Below are 26849 nucleotides of genomic sequence, written 5' to 3'. Positions count from 1 at the left end.
CGCGGCCAGATTGCGGGCTTCGCTCGAGTTAACGGCTGTCTGCACCGATTCTTTAGTGAGTGTTCATTCTAACGCCTGCGTATTGTAAGCTGACCCGAATGTTGTGTATGCATGGCGCATAATCGGTTGTGCAGGCGGGACAGGCGGCGCGCTGTGAAGCGTGCTCCGCGGGGTCCAGAGCGAGGCGACGGGGTTTTGGCCGCTACCGTGGGTCAGTAGCGCCTCGCCAATCGCACCCGCGCTTGCTCCCTGATATCGGCATCGAGCGTGGCCGGGAAGTCGAACGAACTGGCCACGAGCGTCGCGACCGGCACGCCGTCGCGATACAGCACGCGATTGCCGCTCACTGCCGGCACCTTGTCTCCCGGCAACAGGGTGCCGACAAGGTTCAACGGATCCGTGGCCGACACGCAGACAAACGCGCCGTCGTTCGCATGCCGGCGCACTTCGCGCAGCAGGGGGATCGCCTCGGGCAGGGCGAACTGCTCGCCAGCCAGCCCGTTGACGAAGCGGCCGCCGCGCACAAGCCCGCGCGCCTCCAGCTTTTGCAGCATGCGCAGCAGTTCGCGCCAGGGCGGCAGCCAGTCGGCTTCGCGTTCGAGCAGACGCCAGAATACGACGCCGTATCGGCGCAGCAACGTCATCGCGATGTGTTCGAGCACGTCGGGATCGGTCGGCGGCGGGCGGTGGGTGGAGGAGGCTTCGTCAGCCGAAGCGGTCGGCCGGCGCCGCACCAGCGCCCAGCGTCCCGCATCGTCCATGCCGCCGATCAGCGCACCGGCGCCGCGCGGACGCCGGCTTCCGTAGTACGCGTTGCGCTTTGCCACGGGCTTGAGCAGCGCGCGCAATCCAGCGAAGCTGTCCGAATTCACGAGCCCTGCCGCAACCAGTTCGCCCAGCGCGTTTTCCAGTTCGATCTTGAGCATCCGCGCGTCCGACAGCAGTTCGTCGAAGAACATCGCGCCGTGCGCGGCGAGCACGTCATACACCTGCTGGGCGCGCGCCGAAAGCTCGGGTAATTTCGACTGGTCGATCAACGCGCTCCACATGCCGACATGTCGCCGCGGCAGCAGCACGATCGGCGTGCTGCGAACCGGCGCGCTGGCGGCGCGCGAGCGTTCCGTCAAACGCGTCCACACCACCTTGCCCGAGCGGCACAGTTCATCGAGCGACGTGATCGAATAGTCCTTGAGACGGGCCGGCAGGATGTCTTCTTCCCATGCGCCCGCGGGCGCCTGAAAACCCTCGAGCTGATCGACGACCGCAGCGAGCGCATCGCGTCCTTCGCCGCGCGTGTCGGGCGTCAAATGTTGCCATGCGAACAGGAAGCGCATGAAGTCGTGCCTCTCCACCGGCTCGATCTCGCGACGCAGACGCTTCACCGTATAGCGGTTGATGCGCGCGAGCAGGTGCCGTTCGCACCATTCCTCTTCGGCGGCACCGGGTGTGAAGCGGCCGCGCATCAGATAGCCTTGCGCTTCGAGTTGCATCAAGGCCTGCGTCACCGACGCAACTGGCAACGCCAGCGCGCCTGCGATCTGCGTCACGGGTGACGGGCCGAACCCGGTCATGCGTGCGCGGATTACGTCGACGAGGGCTTCGTCTTCGCTCCACGGTTCCGTAAAGCCTTTCGGCGCGCGCAGGGACGGCTCGACCGGCGCGTCGGGGAAGAGCGCTCGCAGGCAGGTCAGACGCTCGGCCGGCAGCCAGAGCGCGTTGTCGGCGGCCACCTGCATGCGGGTGGCGCGGCCACCTGAAGCCAGCGCTTCCAGCCACGCGGGCCAGCCGACGTTGCGCTGCGCTTCCGCTTCGGTGATGCACGCGAGGCCGGTCAGCGCCTCGTGCATTTCGTCGGCGCCCTGGGCTTGCGGCCACGCTTCGTCGCGCACGCTCGCAATCGCTTCAGGGTCGAGCGCGCCGAGATCGTCGGCGGAAGCGGGATCGGTCCAGCGGCGATTGAGCACGGCCTGGGTGCGACGCTCTTCGAGGGGGGCATCGTCGAGATACGCATACGGCTTCGCGGTCAGGATCTCGGCGGCAAGCGGCGAGGGCGCCGGCAGATCGCGCGCAACCAGCGTCACGTTGCCCTGTTCGATCCGGCGTAGCAGGCGCAGCCAGCCATCGGTGTCCATCGCTTCATGCAGACAGTCGTCGACGGTCTGATCGACGAGCGGGTGATTCGGCAATTCGCGTTCGCCGACGATGTTCTCCAGACACGCCGCCTGGTCCGGAAACACTGCCGCGAGCAGATCGTCGCTGCGCATGCGCTGGATCTGCGGCGCAGTCTTGCGTCCGCCGCTATAGCGCGGCAGCGCGAGCGCGGTCGTGGCATTCCAGCGCCAGCGCACGCCGAAGAGCGGTGCGTCTAGCAGCGCCTGGATCAGAAGGTGTTCAGCCGTATTCGAATGCAGATAGCGCCAGACTTCATCGAGCGCGAAGCTGTGGCTGCCGGTCAGCGACAGGATGATCGCGTCCTCGGTCGCCGCGGCTTGCAACTCGAAATTGAACGTGCGGCAGAAGCGTTTGCGCAGCGCGAGGCCCCATGCACGGTTCAGGCGGCTGCCGAACGGCGCATGAATCACAAGCTGCGTGCCGCCGGATTCGTCGAAGAAGCGCTCCATCACAAGCGTGTCCTGCGTCGGCAGCACGCTCAGCGCGGAACGCGCGCGGGCCAGATACTCGACGATCTGCCGGGCGGCCGGTTCGTCGATGCCGATGTGCTCCATCAGCCAGTCGATCGCGTGTTCGATGTGCGCCGCGAGCATGGCCGGGGCCGTGAGTTCGGCGACTGCGGCGCCGTCGGGTTGACCGCCCGCAAGATCCGCAACGGCCGCAAGCGCCGCAACCCGCCGTCCGGCGAACGCAGGTTCAGAGGCTTGCGTCAGCAACCGGTCGATCTGCGCGCGCAGACGGGCAACACCCATCGACAGTTCGTCACTCCGTCCCGGTGCTTCGCCGAGCCAGAACGGGATGTTCGGCGACTGTCCGTGCGCATCCTCGACGCGCACGCGCCCCGTTTCCACACGCAGGATCCGGTACGACGCATTGCCGAGCTGGAACACATCGCCGGCAAGACTTTCGACTGCGAAATCCTCGTTGACGGTGCCGATGTTGACGCCTTGCGGTTCGAGCACCACCGCGTAATCCGCATTCTCGGGAATCGTGCCGCCCGACGTGACGGCGACCAGCCTGCTGCCGCGCCGTCCGCGCAGCGTCCCTCCCACGACGTCGCGATGCACGTACGCCGCACGCGGCCCGTGGCGGCTCGTATAGCCTTCCGCGAGCATGCGCAGCACGGCGTCGTACTGTTCGCGCGTGAGGTCCGCGTAGGGCGCCGCGTGCCGCACGAGATCGAAGAGCGCAGCCTCGCTCCATTCCTGGCTTGCCACCTCGGCGGTGATCTGCTGCGCGAGCACGTCGAGCGGCGCGCGCGGGATCTCGAGCGTATCGAGTTCGCCGCGCCGCACGCAGTCGAGCAGAGCGGTGCATTCGATCAGGTCATCGCGTGAGGTCGGAAAGAGCCGGCCTTTCGGCATGCCGCCGACCTGGTGCCCGGAACGCCCGACACGCTGCAAGAATGCCGCAATGCCGCGCGGCGAACCCATCTGGCAGACCAGATCGACGTCGCCGATATCGATGCCGAGTTCAAGCGACGCAGTCGCAATCAGCACGCGCAATTCGCCGCGCTTGAGCTTTTGTTCGGCGTCGAAGCGATGTTCCTTCGACATGCTGCCGTGATGCGCGGCCACCGCTTCCTTGCCGAGCCGTTCCGTCAGATGCCGCGACGCGCGTTCGGCCATGCGGCGCGTGTTGACGAAGACGAGTGTCGTCCGATGCAGTGCCACCAGTTCCGCGAGCCGGTCGTAGACGCGGTCCCACACTTCGTTCGGCATCACCGCTTCGAGCGGTACGGGTGGTAATTCGAGCGCGAGATCGCGGGCCCGCACATGGCCTACATCGATGATCGCGCAATCGGCGGGCGCATCGTCGGTGAAGCTGGCGCCGCCGGTCAGAAAGCGCGCGACGGCCGCAATCGGTTTTTGTGTCGCCGACAGGCCGATGCGCGGCAGGCCCCGGCCACACAACGCGTCGAGCCGTTCGAGACTGAGCGACAGATGACTGCCGCGCTTGCTGCCCGCGATCGCGTGGATTTCGTCGACGATCACCGTGCGCGTGGTCGACAGCATGCGTCGACCGGAGTCTGAACCGAGCAGCACGTATAACGATTCCGGCGTCGTGACGAGAATATGCGGCGCGCGCTTGCGCAGCGCGTTGCGCTCCTGCTGCGTGGTGTCGCCGGTGCGCACGGCGGTGCGGATATCGAGCGCGGGCAGGCCGCGTTCGGCGAGTTCGTTCGCGATGCCTTCCAGCGGCGTCTGCAGGTTGATCCGGATGTCGTTGGACAGCGCCTTCAGCGGCGAAACGTAGACGACGAGGGTCTCGTCGGGCAGTGCGCCGTCGTTGGCGAGGCCCTGCTGGACCAGTTCGTCGATGGCCGACAGAAACGCCGTGAGCGTCTTGCCGGAGCCCGTCGGCGCGGCGACGAGCGTGGAGCGGCCGCGGCGGATCTCCGGCCAGGCGGCGGCCTGGGCGTCGGTGGGAGCGGGGAAGGTCTTCAGGAACCAGGCAGCGACGGCCGGATGGAAATCGGCCAGCGCGCCGGCTGCGGGGGAGCCGGAGGTCATGCAACCATAATTTGGGGCGCGACGTGCCATTTCCAGAGGGCGTCTCGACGCCCGTCCGTTCGGTGGTCAAGTGCAAAGTCTCGCAGGTTTTGACGAGGCGTGCCAGGCGTGCGGTTTTCAGTAGCCTTTCACGTTTGCCGTGCGTCTGAAGAATCGCGATGGCTGCAGTATCCTCACAGGCTCACCATCCGCGATGGAGCGCTGACGATGCGATACAACCAGCTTGGCCGTACCGGCGTGTTTGTCTCTGAACTGTGTCTGGGAACGATGACCTTCGGCGGTGGCGAAGGTTTCTGGCGGCAAATCGGCGATCTGCAGCAGGCCGATGCGGAGCGGCTCGTCGGGCGAGCGCTCGATGCCGGCATCAATTTCATCGATACCGCCGACGTTTACTCAGAAGGCCTCTCCGAGCAGATCACGGGCAACGCGCTGAAAAACCTCAAGGTGCCGCGCGACAGCGTCGTCGTCGCGACGAAAGTGTTCGGCGCGACCGGAGATTTTCCGAATGCGCGCGGTGCATCGCGCTATCACATCATCGACGGCGTCAAGGCGAGTCTCAAACGCCTGCAGCTCGATCACGTCGATCTCTACCAGATCCATGGCTTCGATCCCGCCACGCCAATCGAGGAAACTGTCCGCGCGCTCGATACGCTCGTGCAGCACGGCCATGTGCGCTACGTCGGCGTGTCGAACTGGGCCGCCTGGCAGATCGTCAAGGCGCTCGGCATCGCGGAGCGTCTGAGCCTCGCGCGCTTCGAAACGCTGCAGGCGTACTACACGCTGGCCGGCCGCGATCTCGAACGCGAGCTTGTGCCGATGCTGCAAAGCGAAGGGCTCGGTTTGATGGTGTGGAGTCCGCTGGCCGGCGGCCTGTTGAGCGGCAAGTACGGCCGCGAGCAGCTGGGCGAAGCCGGCAGCCGCCGCACCACGTTCGATTTTCCGCCGGTGAACCGCGAGCGCGCTTACGACTGCATCGACGTGATGCGCGGTATCGCGGAAGTGAAAAAGGTGTCGGTGGCGCAGATCGCGCTGGCGTGGCTGTTGCATCAGCGCGCCGTGATGAGCGTGATTGTCGGCGCGAAGAAGCTCGAGCAGCTGGACGATAATATTGCGGCAACCGAGGTCGAGCTGAACGTCGACGAACTGGCCAGGCTCGACGAAGTCAGCCGCCTGCCTTCCGAGTATCCGGGATGGATGCTCGAGCGTCAGGGTGAGCCACGTCGCGAACAGTTGGCACAGACGCGCCACGCGGGCTGAACGGCGCGTCTGTTGACACGTTTAAGGGGGGGCTTGCTGGAGTATCGGCGTGTGGATTGGAACGTTCATGGCGAGGCGCATGGCAATGTTCATCGCCGCGCCAGCCAGAGCGTTTCGATACGGGAGATCACCCAGCAGACAAAGAGCGCGCTGACGGTGCCCAGCGTCACTTCGCCAAGCCGCGTCAATGCGACATCCCACGGCGCCCCGATGCCGGGCACGAGCAACATGATGGTGGCTGTAATGCCGCCCAGACGCGCCGCGCTGCCCACATTGACGCACCAGCAGACAACGATCGCCACCGCGACGGCCGCCACGTAGGCGATCAGATAGCCCCCGCCCAGCATCGCGCCGGCGAACCCGCAGACGCCGCCGACCATCGCGCCGATGAACTGGTCGCGCGACAGGTTCTGGGTATCGGCATAGCTATGCTGCGACACGGCAATCGCGGTGATCGCGGCCCAGAACGCCTGCTCGGGGTGCAGCGCGCGGGCGATCAGATACGCCATCGTGGCGCCGCCGACTGCCTGTAGCGCCATCATCCCGCCTTCGGAGACACGCTCGCTGAGCGGCTGCGCCTTGATCATCTCGATGAGCGAGCGGGCGGCGAGCTTGCGATCGGCGCGGGTCGTTTTGTTGGACTGCGTCATCGTGTCGTTTCTCCGAAGCCATTTCAATGTTCATCGCGAGCGCCAGCGGGACGAGCGGAATGATGACGGTCGGGCTGCCGTGTTTGAGTGTATCAAGGGGTATTGCAGAATCACGACCGCGTCCGCGATCTGCGGGATCAATACGTCGCAGTGAGGTAATCGGGTCCGGGCGGGCAGCGGCATCAGGCTGCTGCCCCCCGCCCGCATCGTGCCATAGAGGCAACCGATGACAAAAGCCATCCGCGTACGCGGATGGCTTTCCTGTTGCGCGGGCCTCGGCCAGAAGCGTCAGCCCTGCATAAGGCAGGCGTGACTAAAAGAGCTTAGTCAGCCGCCACCTTCAGGTGGTTCTTCACGCCCTTGACCCCGGATACGCCATTCACCGCGTCTTCAGCAGCGGTCTTCTGCTCTGCTGACGGCACCGACCCCGTCAGCCACACAATGCCATTGCGCGATTTCACGTGAATGTGGGTCGATTTCACGTCCTTTGCGCCTAGCAACTCGGCCTTGACCTTCGTCGTGAGTGTGCCGTCGTCGATATGCTGGCCCACGGTCTCCGAGGTGGCCGGCGGCGCGGAGGCGCTCGTCTGCGCCGTTGCGTTCAGGGCGAACGCGACACATGCGATGCCGCCGGCGGCCTTGAGGAACTGGATCGATTTCATGGACTTCTCCTTACGGGTGGTTGAAGGGGTAGGCGCAACCCACGTGCCACCGCCCGCGGCAATCTCGTTTTCATCGGCCCGGGCCTTTGACTGGCGAGGGTTTCGGCTGATAACCGGCCTTCACGCGACGGCCCAAAAGACGAAGCAGCTGGGGGCCACTTTTTTTCCGGAGACTTGTAAAAATGGCGGAGAACGGGTGACGCAAAGCTGTCGGGCGGGCATCCAAAGTGCTGTAAAAACAGTGACGTGCGAGAACTGGTACGGGCTTTGCTCTATGTGGCGAAAACCTATCGTGTCTGAACCGGACTCTTTACAGGACCACCCTACAATGCCGCCTTCCATCGAGCTACGCACCCGGCAGTCACTTTTACTCACGCCTCGCCTGCAGCAGTCGGTCCGGCTGCTGCAACTGTCTTCGCTTGAATTCCAGCAGGAACTGCGCACGGCACTCGACACCAATCCGTTCCTCGAATACGACCCGTCGCAAACCGAAGACGTTGCCCTGGCAACGGATAGTTCACCTGCTTCCCAGCAAGCAGGCGACGAAACAGGCATGTCCGCGCCTGCCAGCACGGAAGCGGTTGCCGGGTCGCCTGCGCAGGAAAGTGCGGAAGCGCCGCTGCCCGACGAGATGGGTGGCGATTACGGCGGCGACTCGTTCGAACGCGGCTCGTCGCGTCGCAACGGCGATAGCGGAGGAAGCGATCCCGCCGACTGGGCGCATACGCAGCCGACCCTTCACCAGCAGTTGCATGACGCACTGTGTCTGTATCCGCTGAATCAACGCGACCGGGAGGTGGCGCGCCTCATCATCGAGTCGCTCGATGACGACGGCTATCTGCGCCAGGATCTCGCGGACCTGGTCGACGTCGTCGACGTCGAGCCGCGCCTCACCGAAGAGGAACTGCTGGTGGCGCTGCGGCTCGTGCAGTCGCTGGACCGGCCAGGGCTCGCTGCCCGCTCGCTATCCGAATGTCTGAAGCTGCAACTGGAGGCGATGGACGACACACCGGGTCGTGACGTCGCGCTGCAGGTCGTCGGACATCATCTCAAGCGGCTTGCGCGCCGCGAGCAGGCGGAACTGCAAAAGCAGATCGGCTGCAGCGCGGACGAGCTGCGGATTGCCTGCGCACTCGTGCGCAAGCTGGACCCCAGGCCGGGCAATTTTTACGGCTACGCCGAAGATAGCTATGTCGTGCCGGACGTGATCGTGCACAAGGTGCGTAACAAGTGGGTCGTGACGATCAACCCGGCGGTGATGCCGCGTGCGCGCATCCATCGAAAGTACGCTGAGCTGTTTGCGCAGTCAGCCGGTGCCAGCCGCTCGCCACTCGCGCAGCAATTGCAGGAGGCGCGCTGGCTGATTCGCAACGCACAGCAGCGCTTCGACACGATCCAGCGGGTCGCCGAAAGCATCGTTGCGCATCAGCGGGCCTTCTTCCAGTACGGCGAAATCGCGTTGAAGCCGCTCGTGCTGCGCGATGTGGCGGACGAACTCGGTCTGCATGAATCGACTATTTCGCGTGCGACGGGCAACAAATATATGGCGACGCCGCGCGGTATTTTCGAGTTCAAGCATTTCTTCCCGCGCGAACTCGGTACGGAGAGCGGCGGCACCTGCTCGGCTGCTGCCGTGCGCGCGCTGCTCAAGGAAATGATTGCTGCTGAAAATACGAGCGATCCGCATTCCGACGTCACGCTGGCAAGGATGCTCGCGGATCAGGGTGTGCTGGTCGCGCGCCGCACGGTCGCGAAGTATCGACATCTGATGAAAGTACCGCCTGCGGAATTGCGCCGGCAGATGTAAGGGCGTGCGGTATCGATTGCGGCGGCGCGCTCATGGGCGCCGCCAGCCGGTTGGCTTGACTCGCTGCGCTTACGCTGCTGTCCCTGAAAGCGCAGCGACAATCCGTGCGGCGATTTCACGGAGTTTTTCGGGGTCGGCGGGGACGGCGCCGTGAGGCCTCAACGTCTCGCCTTCGCGCCGGGGGATGATGTGAAAATGAACATGCGGCACCGTTTGCCCCGCCGCGCGCCCGTTGAACTGGGCGATGAGCACACCCGGTGGATTCAGCGCCGCCTTGACCGCCTTCGCGACGAGTTGTGTCGTGCGGATGCACGCCGCGGCGCCGTCTTCGGAGAGGTCGAATATCTCAGCGGCTGCTTCCCTGGGCAGAACGAGGACGTGTCCGTCAGCCTGCGGCATGATGTCCATGATTGCGACAGTCAGTTCGTCCTCGTACACCTTGATGCCAGGCAACTCGCCGCGCAGAATGCGGGCAAACGGGTTCTGCGGGTCATATTCCACGGTGATCCTCCAGCGCGTTACGGTTTCTTCTGGTGCCGCCTTTGATTCGCCGAATTGTAGCGGACGCAGGGCCTTGCGACGCAAACCGTTCAGGGACGTGCGCCCAGCGCCTGGTACAAGGCCGCCGTGTCGGCGTAACGTTGCGCTGCAGCTTTCACGCGATCGAGTGAGGTCTGCAGCTCCTGACGCTGCGTGTCGAGTAAGGTCAACTGACTGACGCCGCCGGTGGCATAGCGCTCGCCTGCGATATCCGCGCTTCGCCGTGCGTTGCGTTGCGCTTCGTCGAGCGCCTGCAAGGCGATCGCGTCTTGGTCCAGTGCGCGCATTGCATCGGCTACCTGTTGCAATCCTTGCAGCACGGTCTGCCGGTAGGCGCCAAGTGCGGCTTCATAGGCGGCCTCGGAAGAGCGCTTGCGCGCGTGCAGTTCGCCTCCATGAAAGAGCGGCTGGGTCAGACCGGCTCCGAAGCTCCACACGTTGAAGCCCTTCAACAGGTCGGAGATGTCGACGCGTTCGGTTGCGGCGCTGCCCGACAATGTGATCTGCGGATAGAGGTTCGCAGTCGCAACGCCGATGTTCGCGCTAGCCTGATGCAACAGGGCCTCCGACGCGCGGATGTCGGGGCGCTGCCGTGCGAGGGTCGAGGGCAGCGTCAAGGGCAGGTCGGTCGGCAGAACGAGCGTGTCGAGATCGAGCGCGGCGGGGCCGCCTGGCGTTGTGAGTTCGGCGGGCGCCCGGCCAAGATAGACGGCCAGCTGGTGGTCGGTCTGCGCCAGTTGCGTATGCAGCGGCGGCAGTAGTGCACGCGTTTGCTGAACCTGCGTGCGTTGGCTCAGCAAATCCACCTGAGAAATGCCCCCAGCCTGATAGCGGCGGCTGGTGATATCGAGTTGCTTCGTCTGAATCGCAAGCAGCGTATCGGTGAGCGCGATCTGTCTGGCAAGCGACGCGCGCCGTATCGCCGAGGTCACCACGTTGCCGGCTAGCGTGAGGCGTGCGGCATCGAGCTCGTACTGCTGGTAGTCGACCTGTGCCGCAACCGCCTCCAGGGCACGGCGATTCCCGCCGAAGAGATCCAGCGTATAGGACACGCTGACCTTCGCGCTGTACAGCGTGAACGGTGCAAACGACTGGCCTCGGGCCAGGTCGCCGATGCCGAGCGCCTCAGGATCGATTCTCTCGCGCGTGGTGGACAGACTCGCATCGACCTGCGGCCACTCGGTGGCACCGGACTGCGCGAGGTAGTCCTCTTGCGCCTGATGCAGCTTCGCGCGGGCCTGCGCGAGCGTCGGGCTGTCGTCGAGGGCCTGTTGCACGAGCGCATCGAGCGCGGGGGAGCCGAACGCGCGCCACCAGCCGTCGCCGGGGAGATCGGCGGGCACGAAATGCTGGGCTGCTCCGGCGGTGCCAGCGGAAGCTTCGGTCGTCGAGGGTTGCGGATTCGCCGTGTACGTCGCCACTGACGTCACCTCGGGTGTACGAAAATCAGGGCCGACCGTGCAGGCGCACAATGCGACAACCACAACTGCCACCAAAGCGGAGGCAGCGACGAAACGCGCACGGAAAGCAGAAACGAGGGCGTGGCGCATCGAATCCCTTCCTTAGTCGAGCGTGCGTCGATAGAACTTCACGGCGATACCCATCACGACGCACAGAAAAATCAGCAGTGGCCAGACATGCGGCCACATATCCGCCCAGCCGACGCCTTTGAGCAGAATCCCGCGGACGAGCCGGTTGAAATACGTGAGCGGCAGCAGGTTGCCGATTGCCTGCGCCCACTGCGGCATGCCCGCGAACGGGAACATGAATCCCGACAGCAGGATGTTGGGCAGGAAGTAGAACATCGTCAGCTGCATGGCCTGCAACTGGTTCTGCGCGAGCGACGACAACGTGATGCCGATCGTCAGGTTCGCCGCGACGAACAGCAGCGCAGACAGATACAGCGCCACGAGACTGCCTTCGAAGGGCACGTTGAACACGAAACGCGCCGCCGCAAGAATGATGCTCACCTGAATCAGGCCGATCGCCACGTAGGGGACGATCTTGCCCGTCATCACTTCGATGGGCAGCACGGGCGTCGCCAGCAGATTTTCCATCGTGCCGCGCTCGCGTTCACGGGTGATCGCGAGGCCGGTCATCATCACCATCGTCATCGTCAGGATGACGCCCATCAAGCCGGGCACGACGTTGTACTGCGTGACGCTTTCAGGGTTGTAGAGGCGATGCAGCTGGACGTCGAAAGCAGCGGGGCCGGTAGCCAGCGCCGATAGCGGGCCGGTGAGGTCCTTCTGCAGCACGGATTGCGCGATCGACGGCAACGCGCCGAGCGCGGTGCTCACGGCGGTCGGGTCGGTCGCGTCGGCTTCGACGAGGAGCGACGGACGCGCACCCTTCACGAGGTTACGCGTGAAGCCGACGGGAACGTTCAGCACGAACAGCACCTTGCCTTGCGCAAGCGCGCGGCGGCCCGATTCTTCATCCGGCAGTGTCGAGACGATGTCGAAGTAGTCGGAGTTCTGCATGGCCGCAACGAAGCTGCGCGTGAATTCGCTGTGATCGGCGGCAATCACGGCGGTCGGCAGATGCTTGGGATCGGTGTTGATCGCGAAGCCGAACAACGTCATCTGCATGATCGGCAAACCGATCATCATCGCGAACGTGATGCGGTCGCGCCTGAGTTGCAGGAACTCCTTGCGCACGATGCTCCACCAGCGCGTCAGCGAAAAGCGCAAAAGGTGGCGAGCGGCCTTCATGATTTTTTATCCGCGGACGCCGCGTAGTTGTCGGTCGAACGGTTCATCATGAAAATGAAGACATCTTCGAGACCCGTCTCCTGCCTTTCGATACGCAACTCCGGGTCGGATGCTGCGAGCTGTTCGAGCGTCGTATGGAGTTCCGGTTTGTCCGGGCCGCTGACGTGCAGTGAAGAGCCAAACGAGACAGTCTGCGCGACGCCCGGCGATCGACGCAGGCGTTCTCCGAGTTCAACGAGGTCGGCGCCGTACACGGCCCACGTGGCCAGTCCCTGCGATTCGACGACTTCTTTCGCTGTGCCTTGCGCGAGCAGCTTGCCGTAGGCGATATAGGCGAGCTTGTGACAGCGTTCCGCCTCATCCATGTAATGGGTGCTGACGAGCACTGAAATGCCGCGGGCGGCGAGGCGATGCAGTTCTTCCCAGAAATCGCGCCGCGCGCTGGGGTCGACGCCGGCGGTCGGTTCGTCGAGCAGCAGCAGTTCCGGCTCGTGCAGCATGCACGCCGCGAGCGCGAGCCGCTGCTTCCAGCCGCCCGACAGCGCGCCGGCCAGTTGCTGCGCGCGGCTCGCGAGACCCAGTTGCTCGAGTGCGCGGTCGACCGCCTCGCGACGATTTTTCATCTCGTAGATGCGCGCGACGAAGTCGAGATTCTCGCGGATCGTCAGGTCCTCCCAGTAGGAAAAGCGCTGCGTCATGTAGCCGACACGCCGCTTGATCTGTGCGCTCTCGCGCACGATGTCATAGCCGAGACACGTGCCGCTGCCCGAATCAGGCGTCAGGAGGCCGCACATCATGCGGATGCAGGTGGTCTTGCCGCTGCCGTTCGGCCCAAGAAAGCCGAAGATTTCTCCGCGCTGCACGCGTAGCGACACATCGTTGACGACGTGCTTTGCGCCGAAGTGCTTGTTGAGCCCCTTGACGTCGATTGCATCACTCGCGCCGTTGGGGCCGCCGGAAGCCGTGAAGCGATCGGTTGCGCTCATTGCAGCCTCACCACAACCGGCTGACCCGGACGAAGCTTCGGCGCATCGGCAAGCTGGGGCCGCGCCTCGACCATGAACACCAGTTTCGCGCGACTCTCGTTGCTGTAGATGACGGGCGGCGTGTACTCCGCCTGGTCCGAGATGAAGCTGAGCACAGCCGGCACATCCGCCGTGCAGCCGTCGCAATGGATGAGCACGTGCCTGCCCGGCACAAGCGACCCAACCACCGCCTGGGGCACGAAGAAGCGGACCTTGACGTTGGCGGGCGGCAAGAGCCGCACCACCGGACTGCCGGCCGGCACCCATTCGCCGCTGCGGTACATGGTGTCGAACACGAGACCGCCATGCGGGGCCCGCAAGCTCTTCTGGTCGAGCTTCCATTGCGCCTGCGCGAGCGCCGCCTGGGCTGCCTCGACCTGGGCGTTCTGTGCGCGGATCTGTTCGATGCGGCCCGGCAGGCGCGCGACGGCCACCTGGCTCTTCAGTTCGCGCACGCGCGCGGCGGTTGACCGAGCCGTGGCGCGGGAATCGTCGAGCTGGCTTTGCGCGATGCCTCCCGCGCGCAACTGGAGTTCGTCGCGCTGATACTGCGTCGCGGCGCGTGCCGCGTCGGCCTGTGCCTGCACGAGTTGCGCCTCGGTGACGTCGACTTCGGGTGGCCGCTTGCCGGTGTTGAGGTCGGCGAGTTGCGAACGTGCCGCGCGCAACTGCTCACGCGCCTCTACCACGGCTTCAGTTTCGTTCTGTGCTTCGAGCGTGAAGAGCGGCGCGTGGTCGGCGACGGTCTGCCCGCGCGATACCGAGAGTTCTGTGAGCTGCCCCGCCTGCGACGAAGCGAGATACACGAATTCGCCTTCGACATACCCTTGCCACGTTCCGGGCGCTTCTTTCGAGCAGCCCGTACACGCGATGCTTATCGCGAGCGCGGCAGCAACCCGCAGAAGCGGCGGCGACGCGCTCATGATGTCTTCCTCTTTGCGCGGCGCGCGGGAGCAGCCGCGGCCTGCGCAGGCTTGCCGCTCATGCCATGCATCAGCAACCCCACGACATGGCGCTCCAGCGTCGCGCGGTCGAACGAGAAGCCGGGGTTCACGCGCTGCCAGATCTTTGCGGTAGCCTGGGGCAGGATGACCAGCGCAAGAATGGAGTTGAACACCAGCAGCGGTTCCAGTTGCGGATTCAGCTCGCCCGAGGCGCGGCTGCGCGCAATGTTCTGCGCGAACGCCGCAACTTTCTGCAGTGGGATATGGCGGAAGGCCCGCTCGCGCAGCAGGCCGCCTTCGTTGATGATCTCGCGCAGCCATAGCGACGGCAGCCACGGCATCTTTTCAGTGACGTCGAACATGCGCTGCACGATGCCTTGCGTCAGGGCGAGCGGCTCGCCGTGTTCCGTATCGACAGGAGCCCAGATCGCACCGAATGCGACCGCCAGTTTTTCTTCGACGACGGCGTCGAGCAGTTTTTCGCGCGTCTGGAACCAGTAGTGCACCATCGCCGACGTGACGCCACTGGCGGCGGCGATCTGCGCCACCGTGGTGTTGGCGATGCCGCGTTCGGAAAAGAGTGCGATGGCGACGTCGAGCAGATGCTCACGGGCGTCGAAATCAGGCGGGCGCGGACGGCGACCCATCGTGGAGCGGACGGAGGCAGGCATGTCCAGATGCTAATTGATGAGTTAGTTAGTTTCAAGTCCTTGTTGTATCATGGTTTTTCCTGGCAAATGCCAGGATCTGAGCTATGCTGCGCAGGTTGTCCTCGTGGCTGCGCGCTGCCACAGCCATGCCGGCAACCGGCACGCTACGTTGAAGAAAAAGGAGCCCAAAGATGGCTTTGATCGGAGTCCTTGGCGGGATGGGGCCGCTCGCAACAGTCGATTTCATGGACAAGGTCGTGCGGCTCACACCCGCCACGCGCGACCAGGAGCATCTGCCGATGCTGGTCGCGAACCTGCCGCATATCCCGGATCGTTCACTTGCCATTCTCAATGGCGGAAGCGATCCGCTGCCGGGCATGCTGGCCGGCATCGATCTTCTGAACCGCAACGACGTCGGGCTGATCGTGATTCCGTGCAATTCGGCCCATCACTGGTACGAACAGTTGAGGGCGCACAGCGAGGCTCCCCTGCTGAGCATCGCCGAGGCGAGCATAGCGGCCATCCCGGCTCGTGTGCAGCGTGTCGCCATCCTGGCCACCCGTGGCACGCTCGCATCAGGCTTTTATCAAACCACGCTCGCCGCCCGCGACATCGAACCTGTCTTGCCGGATGAAGTCGCGCAGGCGCGCATCGACGCCTGCATTCGCGCGTCGAAAGCGGGCGAGCTGGATGAGGGCGCCGTGCAGCTATCCGCAGCGCTCGCCGTGCTGATCGCGCAGGGCGTGCGCACGGCGATCATGGGCTGCACGGAAGTGCCGCTCGCGGCGCGGCAGCTATCCGCACCGTCGGTCACGCTGATCGACAGCTCACTGGAACTTGCGCGCGCAACGGTGGCATTCGCGGTGGAGCGCGGCTGGAACCTGCCGCAATAAGAAGCAGGCGGCAGCAGGCTCCCGCGCACACGGCGCTGCGGTGCGCGCCGGTTGTGCGCGCATCTATAGCGCGAACGCCGGCTGGCGTATCCATTTCCATCGCGCACGACGCCGGGTGAGGTAGGTCGTGATCGTCACCTCGGTGTCCACAGCGGTTACAGCGCCTGGGTCCGTGTCGCCCGTGACCCACACGCGCTCGCCGCGCGCGAGCGCCAGGGTTTCGCCAGGCTTTAGCCAGTAGTCCCACTCGTCGCCGGCGCGTGTCACCCACAGGCGCGCACCGGCCACCGACACGACCACATCGCGGCGTACCTTCAACGACACCGTCTCGCCCGCGACGATCGCAAACTGCACGACATAGCGGCGTTGCTGTTCCTGCTGATCTTCCGCGCGTAGTGAACCGCTCAACCATCTGCGTTCGCGCTGACTGCTCTCGTCCATCATCGTCTCCGTCTGATGCCGGCACAACGGGGACGCATGCAAAGAAAAAGGCCCCGTCGTTTCCGGCGGGGCCTTGGGAATCTACGTGTAACGGTGAAACTAGCGCACGCGTCCTGCCCATGACCCGCCTGAGATGGCGTTCATTGGGTGGTTAATCGCGTTGGCGATACACAGGAACGTTTGCATGTCGATGAGTGTCTTCGGAGGCGCAACGCTTGTCAAGAATTTGTTGAGACGAATTTGTTGAGACGAGGCGGGGGTGTCTGTGCTTTGCGTGGCGAGCTAGGGACGTGCAGCGACTTCGTCGAGATGGACCAGCAGGTCTTTCGGATCTTCGTACACGCGTAGGGCGCCCGAGCGTTCAAGCTCCTCGAGCCCGTAGCCGCCCGACAGCAGACCGACGCCGAGGGCGCGGCAACGGCGCGCAGCGAGCATGTCCCAGATGCTGTCGCCCACCACGACCGAATGTTCGATCGGCACGCCGAGCCGCTCCGCTGCCGCAATGAACAGATCGGGATCGGGCTTCGCATACTTGACGTCATCGCGCGTGACGACGACGGCAGTGGCGGGATCGACGCCGAGCGCTTCGAGGTTCACCGCCGCTGTTTCCATCCGGCCGCTCGTGGCGATCGCCCAGCGCGTCCCCGCCTGCGTCAGTGCGGCGAGCAGTTCGCGGGAGCCGGGGAGCGGGCAGACCTGCGCCCGTAACCGCTTATAGGCTTCGGCGTGGATGCGACGCAACCGCTCGACGCGTTCCTGGCTGATATCACCGCCGGTTTCACGCAGCAACTGGTTTGTGAACAGGCCACCGCTCATGCCGATCTTGCGATGGATGCGCCATACCGACAGCTCAATGCCTTCCGCGTCCAGCGCTTCCTTCCACGCGAGCACGTGCTGATACACGCTGTCGACGAGCGTACCGTCGAGGTCGAACAGGAAGGCTGTTTCGATTCGCATGATGTTCTCCGGCGCAGGGGGATGTCGAGGCAAGGCCTCGTGGCGAGGGGATGACGGCTGTCACGGGTGAGTATCGATCGAACCGTGCGGCACGGCAACCCTGCCCTGTTCTTGCGGACGCGCCTCTTTTGACAACCGGTCTCGCGGCGCAGGAACGGGCAGAGAGCCCTGGCACCGCAGCAATGGAAGTTTTGCCCACGACACGTAAAAGCGACGTGTCACAGCGATATTCCAGGCGCTCGCAGCGCCACATCTTTGCTCTTCACGACCGCGAAACCCTTACCCGCCAAGGGCGCTTGCTGTGCGGCACGCTTATTGCGCAATCCTCGTCATGGGCTTGGTTCGCGACGACGGACGAGCATATCGAAATAAACCCGAGATGGAGGAGTGATCATGCCGTACATCCTTGGATGGTTCCTTGGTGTCCCTTTGATCGTGCTGGTGTTGCTGTATCTGCTTTTCCACTGATGCACCCCATGCCGACCGGTCCGGATTACCGTTGCCTGGCAAACCTCCGGTCGTGCTCCAGTGCTCTACGAATGGTCAAACGCGCAGGTGCCCGATACAGCGCCCGCGTTCAAGTCGTGAACGAATCACGATTTTCACTGTAGCGAGGCAACCATGACGACTCTTGTTACGCACGACCGGCTTCCCCGTATCTCATGGGGCGCAGTGTTCGCCGGCATCATTCTTTCGCTGGTCGTGTTTCTGGCGCTAGGCGTGCTGGGTGCCGCGATCGGCGCATCGGCGCTCGCGCCGCTGAAGTACCAGGACCCGACGCACGGCTTCGCCTTCGGCACCGGCATCTGGATGGTGTTCATGACAGTTGCGGCCGTGCTCACCGGCTCCTACTTCGCGGGTCGTTGCGCGCCTGTGCTCGGCTGGTTGCACGGCGTGCTTGCGTGGGCGGTAGTGGTGCTCTTCATCGGTTACGTGGCCAGCTCTGTCGTCGGCAACACGGTCAGCACGGTGAGCAATGTCGCGGCGTCTGCAACGGCCGCGGCCAGCAATAGCAGCGTCGGGAACGCAGCCAACTCGCTGATCGATTCCGCAAAGCAGACGTTGCAGCAGCACGGTATCAACGTTCCTTCGTCTACCGCGCCGCAATCGGATACGCAGATGCGCGAAAACGCGGATTCGGCCGCAAGACAGGTTGCGCGTGCTACGTGGTGGTCGTTCGCGTTGCTGGTGCTCGGCGCCATCATCGCGAGCGCGGCGGGGCAACTCGGCTTCCGGCATCAACCGCGGGTCGAGGAGGAAGTAGCCGAACAGGTGTCCGTGCCTGTCACGACGACCACTTACACGGAGCGCACCACAACGACCGGTCTGCGCCGACCCGTCTGACGCTGGATACGACCATCCCGTCCGGTCCGCCGTCAGCAGCGGCCACGTGCCTGCGCGCAACGCACGAAGTCATCGGGATCGACCCGGGAGAAAAGAAGCCGCGCGTGGCCGATACGGCCACGCGCGGCACTGTGGTTCGCGCATGGTTTGCGAGGGCGGAGAGATCGGGCGGGTGTAATGTGTTCACCTTCGTCCTTCTCGCTGCGCGGCGCGTTTTCGACACTGACCCGCTGTGCTGGAGTCCGCAGGCAATCAGAATACGTTTTCAAAGAGGCTGGTCGATGCATACCGTCGCGATTGCGATCTTCCCTGGCGTGCAGGCGCTCGATGTCGCGGGCCCCGTCGATGTCTTCGCCGAAGCCAATCAGTTCGTTGCACCGGAGCGCCGCTATCGCGTGACGCTGGTGGGTGCAGAGGAGGGGGCGGTACGCGCATCGAACGGCATGTCGATCGCCGCCGACGACACGTTCGATCATGCTCACGCTGGTTTCGATCTTGCACTCGTGGCGGGCGGACCGTCATTGCCCGATGGCGCGCCCGACGCGAGGCTCGTCGACTGGCTGGCCAACGTGGCGTCACGTTGCGAACGCTACGGCTCGATCTGCACGGGCGCGTTCGCCCTTGGCCATGCTGGGCTGCTCGACGGACGGCAGGTCACGACGCACTGGCAGCACGCGCAGCAACTCGCGGAGCAGTTTCCACAGGCGCGTGTCGATTTCGACCGGATCTATCTGCGCGACGAACGGCTGGTGACATCGGCGGGCGTGACGGCCGGCATCGACCTGTCGCTTGCGCTCGTCGCCGAAGATCAGGGTCCGCAGGTTGCGCTCGCGGTCGCGAAGCGGCTGGTCGTGTTCGCGCAGCGGCAGGGCGGCCAGTCGCAGTTCAGCCCATACCTCACTGCCCCGGCGGACGAAACGTCGCCGGTCGCAAAGGTCCAGGCGCACGTGATGCAGCACATGCACGACAGCTTCACGGTGAAGGAACTGGCGGACGTTGCCGGCATGAGCGAGCGCACCTTCGCGCGGGTGTTCGTGCAGCAGGCCGGCATCACGCCGCATGAATTCGTCGAGCGGGCAAGGGTGGACGCCGCGCGCAAACAGCTTGAAAGCAGCGATGCGCCGCTCAAGACGGTCGCCTGGGAATGTGGATTCGGCACGGCTGATCGGATGCGGATGGTGTTCGCGCGCCGTCTTGGTGTGACGCCGATGCAGTATCGCGAGCGGTTCCGCTCGGGTTGAACCGCGTCGCGCCTTCGCTCCGGCTCAAAGCACAATCGACGTCGCGACGGCCAGCCAGATTGCGCTGACTCCCGCCAGAAACAGGCGGCGGGCGACCCTGATCCTTGCGTCGCTGGTGTCGGGCTCCACGGGACTCGTGGCCATCCACGGCACGAGGCCGAGGCACACGAAACCCAGCAGCGCAATCGTGGCGATCAAGATGTCAACGGCGGACCAGCGGGTATCCTCGTGGACGCCCCAGTAACCGAGGAAGACAATACCGATCGAAAACACAGTCGATGCGGCCGAACTGATCGCCACGACCGATCCGGTTGGGCTCGGCATGCTTCACCTCCTGTCGGGAGTTTCGCGCGTTCGACGATTCTACGTCATGCGCAACGCTGCGCTTCACACCGTCTTCAGCATCCCGCCGTCGACGAAATAGGTCGCGCCGACGCTGTACGACGCCCGTTCCGAGCACAGGAAAACGATGAAATCGGCCAGTTCCGCCGGGCTCGCAAAGCGTTTGATGGGTGCGTGCTCATCGGCGACCTGCTGCAGGTGGGCTTCCCAGTCGCCGCCGGAATCCTGCGTCAGTTGCTTCGCTGTCTTGATCCAGTCGGGCGTGAGCACCAGACCCGGATTGATCGTGTTGACGCGGATGTTGTCCTTGATGAGTTCGTTCGCGAGGTTCTTCGAGAACATCATCAGTGCGGCTTTGGTCACGTTGTAGATCGGCTCGTAACCGAGCGGCTGCACTGCGCAGATCGACGCGTTATGCAGGATCGCGCCGCCGCCGCGCTGCTTCATGGGCGGCACGAGGCCGCGCGCGAGCCGCACCGCCGTCATCACGTGCAGGTCCCAGTACGCCTGCCATTTTTCGTCGGGCGCGTCCATGATGGTTTCGTTGCTGCCGGTGCCGGCATTGTTGAACAGGATGTCCGCACCGCCGAAGGCCTGGGTTGTCGCGTGCACCAGCTCGTCGACTCCCGCGACTGTCGCGACATCGCACGCAACAGGTATCGCCTGCACGCCGTAGCTTGCCGTGATCTGGTTCACGGCCGCGGCCAGCCGGTCGTGCTGGCGCGCGGCCAGCACGAGGTTCACGCCTTCCGCTGCGAAAGCTTCCGCCACCGCGAGTCCGATACCGACACTCGCGCCCGTCAGGACGGCGACCTTGCCGCGCAGTTTCAGGTCCATGGGTTTGTCTCCTGATTGATTGGCAGGTCGGTTTGCGTTCCATCCCCGACGAGACACCCGATTCTGCACTGATTTTCCGGCCGATGGGGGTGGCTCGCGCCCATGAAAAACGGGCTGCGTGGGACGTGACTGGGCGTGGCGTAGCCGATACACCCCCTTTATTGGAACGTTTGCGCAAACTCCTGTACGAATGTACAGTGTCGCGACACTGCATCCGGTTCGGCCATCTGACTGCCGCGGCCGGCCCCGCTGGAGACATGTCGTGCACCCTTTGATTCTGCCCGTAGCGTTGTTGAGCCTCACGTCGAGCGCGTTCGCGGGGGAGCGGTACGTCGAGGTCTGGAACCCGCCCGAAGCGCGCATGGCGCCGGCACGGCCTGCGGCGCAGAAGAAGACCGGCCACAAGGTCGCCGCAAGAAAATCGCCGCAAACCATCGCGAAGAAGGTCACCGATCCGGCCGCCGCCAACACCGCGCGGGCGACGCCTCCCGCGTCGGCGCGCGTGAAGGTCCGCCCGCTCGATCCGAACACGGATATTCCACGCAAGATCGCCCCAGATGGGCACGTGCTGCAGGTGCGTGACGGACAGCCGCGGCGCGCCGTTACCCAGGTGGTTTGAGCCTGTTCCGCGTTGCCGTGCAGTATTCCGCCAGAACTTTCCCGTCTTCCCCCTCTCGCACGATGCGACGCTCTGGGTAGCACATCGGATTGCTCATGCTAGATTCGGGCATTCAGGAGACGCTTCACCGATGTGGCAAATCGATCAGACAACATTGCGGCTCTTCATCGCCGTGTGCGAGGAGGGCACGATTGCGCGCGCGGCCGAGCGCGAGTTCATCGCGCCCTCGGCCGTCAGCAAAAGGCTCGCCGACCTCGAGGCGCTGGTGGACGTCGCGCTTCTGTCGCGCAGTCAGCGCGGCGTGCGCGCTACGGCGGCGGGCATCGCGCTTCTCAAACATGCACGGATCATTCTGCGCAGCTACGAGCGCCTGCAGGCCGAACTCGGCGAGTTTGCGGCAGGTGCCAGCGGACATGTGCGCGTGCTGGCGAACGTGTCGTCGATGGTGGAGTTTTTGCCGGAGGCGTTGTCCGTGTTTCTGAACGCCAATCCGCAGATCCGCGTCGACGTTGAAGAGCGCGTGAGCGTCGATATCGTGCGCGGACTGGAAGAGGGCGTCGCGGATATTGGCATCTGCCGCGATGTCGTCCCGACCGGCGAACTCGACGTCTTGCCCTACCGTTCCGATCACCTGGCGCTCGTCGTGCCGAACGATCATCCGCTCGCCGCAGAGGCGGAAATCAGCTTCGAGCAGACCCTCGCTTTCGATCACCTCGGTCTGGCGTCGAATGCGTCGGTCAACGCGTTGATGCAGCGCATCGCGGCCGAGAAGGGACGTGAGCTGCAGTACCGCAGCTACGTGTCCACCTTCGATGCAGCGTGCCGCTTCGTGCAGGCGGGCCTCGCGGTGTCGATCCTGCCCGGTGAGGCGATCGCTCCGCATATCCGGCAGCAGTACGGCCTTGCCGTGATTCCATTGCGCGAAACATGGGCCGAGCGGCGCTTCGTGATCTGCGTGCGTGACCGGGCCGCGCTGACTGTGCCAGCAGCCCGTCTGCTCGATCACCTGCTGAAAACGGCGCAGACGCCTGCCGGTGCGCCCGCCACGGCACCTACCCAATAGCCCTTACGGGTTTCCCCTGTGCGGCGCGGCAGGCCCGCGCCGCAAGCCTCCCCAGCCATCGCGCCCGGCGATGGACTGCATCGTCAAAGTAGTCTTTTCTGCGCGCTCACGGCGCGGCAGCATCACGCTCAGTTCTCCCCCAAGCTGAGACCAGACGATGAATTCTCCCAATGAGCGCGTGATCGTGACGGAAGTCGGGATGCGCGACGGCCTGCAAAGCATCGCGCAAACCATGCCGACCGCTGCGAAAAAGCGCTGGATCGACGCCGCCTATGCGGCCGGCGTGCGTCATATGGAAGTGGCGTCCTTCGTGCCGCCGAAACTGCTGCCGCAAATGGCCGATGCCGACGAAGTGATCGCGCATGCGCTGACCTTCGCCGACCTGACCGTGGCCGCGCTGGTGCCGAACGTAAAGGGCGCACAACGCGCGCTCGACGCCGGTGTGCATCGGATCATTGCACCGGTGTCGGTCAGTACCGCGCACAGCATCGCCAACGTGCGCAGGACGCCCGCGCAAATGATCGATGCCTTTGCCGAAATGCGCGCACTGATCGATGCGCTGCGCGCGAACAAGCCGGAACTGGTCGCAGGGCTGTCGACGGTATTCGGGTGCACGCTGCAAGGCGAGGTGCCTCTCGCAGACATCGCCAGCATCACGCGGGCCTCGCTCGAAGCAGGCGCCGACGTGATCGCCCTCGGCGACACGACCGGCGAGGCGTCGCCGCGCCAGGTTGCGCAGATCATCACGCTCGTGCAGGGCATCGCTGGCAGCAAGCTGCGCTCGCTGCATTTCCACGACACGCGCGGCCTCGGGCTCGCCAACACGGTGATCGCGTTGCAGCACGGCATCCGCGAATTCGATGCGTCGCTCGCCGGCCTCGGCGGCTGTCCGCATGCGCCCGGCGCGACCGGCAACGTGAATACCGAGGATCTGGTCTTCATGCTCGAAAGCATGGGATACGACACCGGTATCGATATCGAAAAGCTCGTCGCGTCGCGCAGCGTCCTGGCCGACGCGTTACCCGGTGAGCCGCTCTTTGGCTACATCGCCCGTGCAGGTCTTCCGAAACAGTTTTCCGCCGCGGCACATCGCGCAACACAAGAGGTGGCTCAATGAACCCGTCCGTATCTTCACAAGCTGGCTCGAGTGGCGCTGCCGCGCAGAAACTGCCGCTCGACGGCATTCGCGTGATCGAGCTTTCGCACATGGTGATGGGGCCGACGTGCGGCATGATACTCGGCGATCTCGGCGCCGAAGTCATCAAGGTCGAGCCGCCGCGCGGCGATGGCACACGGCGGCTGCTCGGCACCGGCGCGGGCTTTTTCCGTACCTTCAATCGCAACAAGAAGAGCATCGCGCTCGACCTCGATTCGCAGGCTGGCCTCGATGCGCTGCATAAGCTCGTCGATACGGCCGATGTCTTCGTCGAGAATTTCAAGCCGGGCCGCATGGCAAGTCTTGGCCTCGACTACGAGACGCTGCGCAAGCGCAATCCGAAGCTGATCTATGTCTCGCACAAGGGCTTTCTCAACGGGCCTTACGAGCATCGGCTCGCGCTCGATGAGGTCGTGCAGATGATGGCGGGCCTGGCGTACATGACAGGGCCCGTCGGACGCCCATTGCGCGCGGGCAGTTCGGTCAACGACATCATGGGCGGCATGTTCGGCGCGATCGGCGTGCTGGCCGCGTTGCACGAACGCCATGCAAGCGGCACGGGCAAGGAAGTGCAGAGCGCGCTGTTCGAAAACTGCGTGCTGCTGTCGGCCCAGCATATGCAGCAGTTTGCGGCGACGGGCGTGGCGGCTGCGCCGATGCCCGAGCGGATCAGCGCGTGGGCGGTCTACGACGTGTTCACGCTCGCGGGCGGCGAACAGATGTTCATCGCCGCCACCGGCGACGGGCAGTGGCGTGCGCTTTGCGCGATTCTCGACCGTCCTGACCTGCTCGCCGATGCGCGCCTTTCGACCAATAACGATCGGGTGCTGGCGCGCGAGTGGCTTCTGAAAACGCTCGGCGAGACGCTGGCCAGTCTGGAAGGCGCGGCGCTCGTGCCGCAGTTCGAGCGCGATCACATTCCGTTCGCCTCGATCACACGCCCGGAGGATCTCTTTGCCGATCCGCATCTGATCGAAAGCGGCGGTCTTGCGCCCCTGACGCTCGATGACGGCAGCGAAACCGCGATGCCGCTGCTGCCGATTTCGATGGACGGCGAACGTCTGCAACCGCGTCGCCCGATCGCGAAGATCGGCGAGCACACGAGCGAAGTGCTGCGCGGCATCGGCTACGGCGACGCGGAAATCGCCGCGCTGCTCGGGAGCGGTGACGCGCCTCAGAAAGCAGCCTGACCCGCTCGCGAACGCGCGTGGACCACGGTGACTGTTCGAACCATCGGGACCACGCAACCCGCCAGCAAGCGTACCGGCAGAAGTCAGAAACGAAGCGACGCAGCAGCACCCAACCCTATCCGGCATCAGACTGGACATCAAGGAGACAGACGATGAGATCGTCCCCCCAGATTATCTTTACGTCGAGCGCCGCGGCGGGACATGCCGACGCCGCCGCGGGCAGCGCCCCGACCGATCAGGACACACTCGATGCCGCGCGCGAATACGGTATCGCCCAGGGCGCTGCCGGCATCTCCGCGCGACTTGACCGGCTGCCGGCCACGGCGGCGATCTGGAAGCTGGTGATGCTGCTGAGCCTGGGGCTGTTCTTCGAACTGTACGACCTGATGTTCTCCGGCTACATCGCGCCGGGGCTCGTGCGCAGCGGCATTCTGACCGCCACGACGCGCGGCCTGTTCGGCACGAGCGGCATCGCGAGCTTCATCGCTGCGCTGTTCGCGGGCCTCTTTGTCGGCACGGCAGCGTGCGGGTTTCTCGCCGACCGTTTCGGACGGCGCGCGATGTTCACGTATTCGCTGCTCTGGTACACCGCCGCCAACGTGATCATGGCGTTTCAGGACACCGCGTTCGGCCTTAACCTCTGGCGCTTCGTCGCAGGCGTCGGCCTGGGGCTCGAGATCGTGACGATCGGCACATACATTTCCGAACTCGTCCCGAAGCACATCCGCGGCCGCGCTTCCGCGTGCTCGCAGGCAGTCGGCTTTACGGCGGTGCCGATCGTCGCCTTCCTGTCGTATCTGCTCGTGCCACAGAAGCCGTTCGGCATCGACGGCTGGCGCTGGGTAGTGATGACGGGGGTGGTGGGCGCGGCGTTCGTCTGGTGGATCCGTCTGCGTCTGCCGGAAAGCCCGCGCTGGCTCGCGCAGAAAGGACGTATCGACGAAGCCAACGCGGTCATGGAGCGGCTCGAAGCGCGCGTGCAGGCGGAGTATGGCCGCCCATTGCCGACCCCTGCGATGCCCGAGCCGGTCCGCTCGAAGGCGAAGTTTCGCGACCTGCTCGCCCCGCCTTATCGCCGCCGCACGCTGATGCTGATCATCTTCCACGTGTTCCAGACGATGGGCTACTACGGTTTCGCGAACTGGATTCCGACACTGCTGATCAAGCAGGGCATTACGGTGACGACGAGCCTCATGTATGCGTCGATCATCGCGATTGCAGCTCCCCTCGGGCCGCTTCTCGGCCTTTTGATCGCGGACCGATTCGAGCGCAAGACAGTGATCATCTGCATGGCGGCCATCAATGTCGTGTGCGGTCTGCTGTTCAGTCAGGCACGCGAAACCGTGTTGCTGGTGAGTCTTGGGGTGTGTCTCGTGCTGGCGGGCAACATCATTTCGTACAGCTATCACGCGTACCAGGCAGAACTGTTTCCGACCAGCATCCGGGCGCGCGCAGTGGGCTTCGTGTATTCATGGAGCCGCATTTCCGCAGTGTTCTCCGCGTTTCTGATTGCGGCCTGCCTGAAGCACTTCGGCGTGAATGGCGTGTTCGTGTTCATCTCCGGCGCCATGCTGATCGTGATTCTGGCGATAGCGACGCTGGGTCCGCGTACGCGCGACATCGCTCTCGAGGATATTTCGAAGTGAGACCGCTGGCGAGCGCGACATGCGGCTCGTGATGGCGGCATATGAAGAATGCGCGCGTAGAATCGCGCGGCAGCGCGAGAGGTAGCGTTTGCCGGCCTGCGTCAGCGCGATCTGGCGTGTCGTGAAGGAGCGCGCAGCTTCAACCGCGCGCCCCTGTGAGGCCGCTACCCGCAATATCCTGATTGG

Annotated in this window: 23 protein-coding genes; 10 read left to right on the top strand and 13 right to left on the bottom strand. The window is 64.5% G+C overall.

Annotated features, from left to right (window positions below; genetic code table 11):
* Positions 1–212 precede the first annotated feature (212 nt).
* A complete protein-coding gene (locus P3T23_RS17265) occupies positions 213–4715 on the bottom strand; it encodes a DEAD/DEAH box helicase (RefSeq protein ID WP_429317371.1) in 4503 nt (1500 codons plus the stop codon).
* Between the two features lie 177 nt (positions 4716–4892).
* Here P3T23_RS17265 and P3T23_RS17260 point away from each other — a divergent pair, with 177 nt between their 5' ends.
* A complete protein-coding gene (locus P3T23_RS17260) occupies positions 4893–5942 on the top strand; it encodes an aldo/keto reductase (protein ID WP_429317370.1) in 1050 nt (349 codons plus the stop codon).
* Between the two features lie 89 nt (positions 5943–6031).
* Here P3T23_RS17260 and P3T23_RS17255 read toward each other — a convergent pair whose 3' ends face one another.
* Both P3T23_RS17255 and P3T23_RS17250 read right to left on the bottom strand, forming a co-directional pair.
* Complete coding sequence (locus P3T23_RS17255) at positions 6032–6592, bottom strand: FUSC family protein (protein ID WP_429317369.1); 561 nt, start codon at positions 6590–6592, stop codon at positions 6032–6034.
* Between the two features lie 323 nt (positions 6593–6915).
* On the bottom strand, positions 6916–7254 hold the full coding sequence (locus tag P3T23_RS17250) for a BON domain-containing protein (protein ID WP_429317368.1): 339 nt from the start codon (positions 7252–7254) through the stop codon (positions 6916–6918).
* A gap of 328 nt (positions 7255–7582) precedes the next feature.
* Between P3T23_RS17250 and P3T23_RS17245 the strand changes: the two genes are divergently transcribed.
* Positions 7583–9061, top strand: a complete 1479-nt coding sequence (locus P3T23_RS17245) for an RNA polymerase factor sigma-54 (RefSeq protein WP_429317367.1) — start codon at positions 7583–7585, stop codon at positions 9059–9061.
* A 69-nt stretch (positions 9062–9130) separates the two neighbouring features.
* On the opposite strand, the gene P3T23_RS17240 is transcribed toward P3T23_RS17245, so the two are convergent.
* The 6 genes from P3T23_RS17240 to P3T23_RS17215 all read right to left on the bottom strand — a co-directional run bounded on the left by P3T23_RS17240 (position 9131) and on the right by P3T23_RS17215 (position 14931).
* The gene (locus P3T23_RS17240; RefSeq protein ID WP_133666801.1) at positions 9131–9562 is read right to left on the bottom strand and encodes an HIT family protein; all 432 of its coding nucleotides are present in this window, start codon (positions 9560–9562) and stop codon (positions 9131–9133) included.
* A gap of 89 nt (positions 9563–9651) precedes the next feature.
* On the bottom strand, positions 9652–11151 hold the full coding sequence (locus tag P3T23_RS17235; RefSeq protein ID WP_429317366.1) for an efflux transporter outer membrane subunit: 1500 nt from the start codon (positions 11149–11151) through the stop codon (positions 9652–9654).
* A gap of 12 nt (positions 11152–11163) precedes the next feature.
* Positions 11164–12315 carry an ABC transporter permease gene (locus P3T23_RS17230; protein WP_429317365.1) on the bottom strand — a complete coding sequence of 384 codons (1152 nt, stop codon included), beginning with the start codon at positions 12313–12315 and terminating at the stop codon, positions 11164–11166.
* Complete coding sequence (locus tag P3T23_RS17225) at positions 12312–13301, bottom strand: ABC transporter ATP-binding protein (RefSeq protein ID WP_429317364.1); 990 nt, start codon at positions 13299–13301, stop codon at positions 12312–12314. Before P3T23_RS17225 ends, P3T23_RS17230 begins: the two co-directional genes overlap by 4 nt.
* Positions 13298–14263: an HlyD family secretion protein gene (locus P3T23_RS17220; protein ID WP_429317363.1), complete on the bottom strand. Its 966-nt coding sequence runs from the start codon at positions 14261–14263 to the stop codon at positions 13298–13300. The genes P3T23_RS17225 and P3T23_RS17220 overlap by 4 nt, the downstream gene beginning before the upstream one ends.
* Complete coding sequence (locus P3T23_RS17215) at positions 14260–14931, bottom strand: TetR/AcrR family transcriptional regulator (protein ID WP_429317504.1); 672 nt, start codon at positions 14929–14931, stop codon at positions 14260–14262. Before P3T23_RS17215 ends, P3T23_RS17220 begins: the two co-directional genes overlap by 4 nt.
* A gap of 194 nt (positions 14932–15125) precedes the next feature.
* Between P3T23_RS17215 and P3T23_RS17210 the strand changes: the two genes are divergently transcribed.
* A complete protein-coding gene (locus P3T23_RS17210; RefSeq protein WP_429317362.1) occupies positions 15126–15827 on the top strand; it encodes an aspartate/glutamate racemase family protein in 702 nt (233 codons plus the stop codon).
* A 63-nt stretch (positions 15828–15890) separates the two neighbouring features.
* Here P3T23_RS17210 and P3T23_RS17205 read toward each other — a convergent pair whose 3' ends face one another.
* Together P3T23_RS17205 and P3T23_RS17200 are read right to left on the bottom strand one after the other, a co-directional pair.
* Positions 15891–16268 carry a DUF2917 domain-containing protein gene (locus tag P3T23_RS17205; RefSeq protein WP_429317361.1) on the bottom strand — a complete coding sequence of 126 codons (378 nt, stop codon included), beginning with the start codon at positions 16266–16268 and terminating at the stop codon, positions 15891–15893.
* Between the two features lie 282 nt (positions 16269–16550).
* Entirely contained in the window at positions 16551–17225 is a 675-nt protein-coding gene (locus P3T23_RS17200) for an HAD family hydrolase (RefSeq protein ID WP_429317360.1), read from the bottom strand.
* A gap of 621 nt (positions 17226–17846) precedes the next feature.
* Here P3T23_RS17200 and P3T23_RS17195 point away from each other — a divergent pair.
* Entirely contained in the window at positions 17847–18569 is a 723-nt protein-coding gene (locus tag P3T23_RS17195; RefSeq protein ID WP_429317359.1) for a hypothetical protein, read from the top strand.
* Between the two features lie 281 nt (positions 18570–18850).
* Positions 18851–19810: a GlxA family transcriptional regulator gene (locus tag P3T23_RS17190; RefSeq protein WP_429317358.1), complete on the top strand. Its 960-nt coding sequence runs from the start codon at positions 18851–18853 to the stop codon at positions 19808–19810.
* A 24-nt stretch (positions 19811–19834) separates the two neighbouring features.
* On the opposite strand, the gene P3T23_RS17185 is transcribed toward P3T23_RS17190, so the two are convergent.
* Positions 19835–20134, bottom strand: coding sequence for a hypothetical protein (locus P3T23_RS17185; RefSeq protein WP_429317357.1), 300 nt, complete (start codon positions 20132–20134; stop codon positions 19835–19837).
* 63 nt (positions 20135–20197) lie between these two features.
* Entirely contained in the window at positions 20198–20989 is a 792-nt protein-coding gene (locus tag P3T23_RS17180; protein ID WP_429317356.1) for an SDR family NAD(P)-dependent oxidoreductase, read from the bottom strand.
* 262 nt (positions 20990–21251) lie between these two features.
* Between P3T23_RS17180 and P3T23_RS17175 the strand changes: the two genes are divergently transcribed.
* The 5 genes from P3T23_RS17175 to P3T23_RS17155 all read left to right on the top strand — a co-directional run bounded on the left by P3T23_RS17175 (position 21252) and on the right by P3T23_RS17155 (position 26663).
* On the top strand, positions 21252–21608 hold the full coding sequence (locus tag P3T23_RS17175) for a hypothetical protein (protein WP_429317355.1): 357 nt from the start codon (positions 21252–21254) through the stop codon (positions 21606–21608).
* A 130-nt stretch (positions 21609–21738) separates the two neighbouring features.
* Positions 21739–22671 carry a LysR family transcriptional regulator gene (locus P3T23_RS17170; RefSeq protein WP_429317354.1) on the top strand — a complete coding sequence of 311 codons (933 nt, stop codon included), beginning with the start codon at positions 21739–21741 and terminating at the stop codon, positions 22669–22671.
* Between the two features lie 157 nt (positions 22672–22828).
* Positions 22829–23788 carry a hydroxymethylglutaryl-CoA lyase gene (locus P3T23_RS17165; RefSeq protein WP_429317353.1) on the top strand — a complete coding sequence of 320 codons (960 nt, stop codon included), beginning with the start codon at positions 22829–22831 and terminating at the stop codon, positions 23786–23788.
* Complete coding sequence (locus tag P3T23_RS17160; protein ID WP_429317352.1) at positions 23785–25017, top strand: CaiB/BaiF CoA transferase family protein; 1233 nt, start codon at positions 23785–23787, stop codon at positions 25015–25017. The genes P3T23_RS17165 and P3T23_RS17160 overlap by 4 nt, the downstream gene beginning before the upstream one ends.
* A 152-nt stretch (positions 25018–25169) precedes the next feature.
* Positions 25170–26663, top strand: a complete 1494-nt coding sequence (locus P3T23_RS17155; RefSeq protein WP_429317351.1) for an MFS transporter — start codon at positions 25170–25172, stop codon at positions 26661–26663.
* Positions 26664–26849 lie beyond the last annotated feature (186 nt).

This window comes from Paraburkholderia sp. GAS448 (genome assembly GCF_050435685.1).
Taxonomy (GTDB): domain Bacteria; phylum Pseudomonadota; class Gammaproteobacteria; order Burkholderiales; family Burkholderiaceae; genus Paraburkholderia.
Note: the sequence above shows the minus strand (reverse complement) of the source record. Positions and strands in the feature narration are given on the sequence as shown.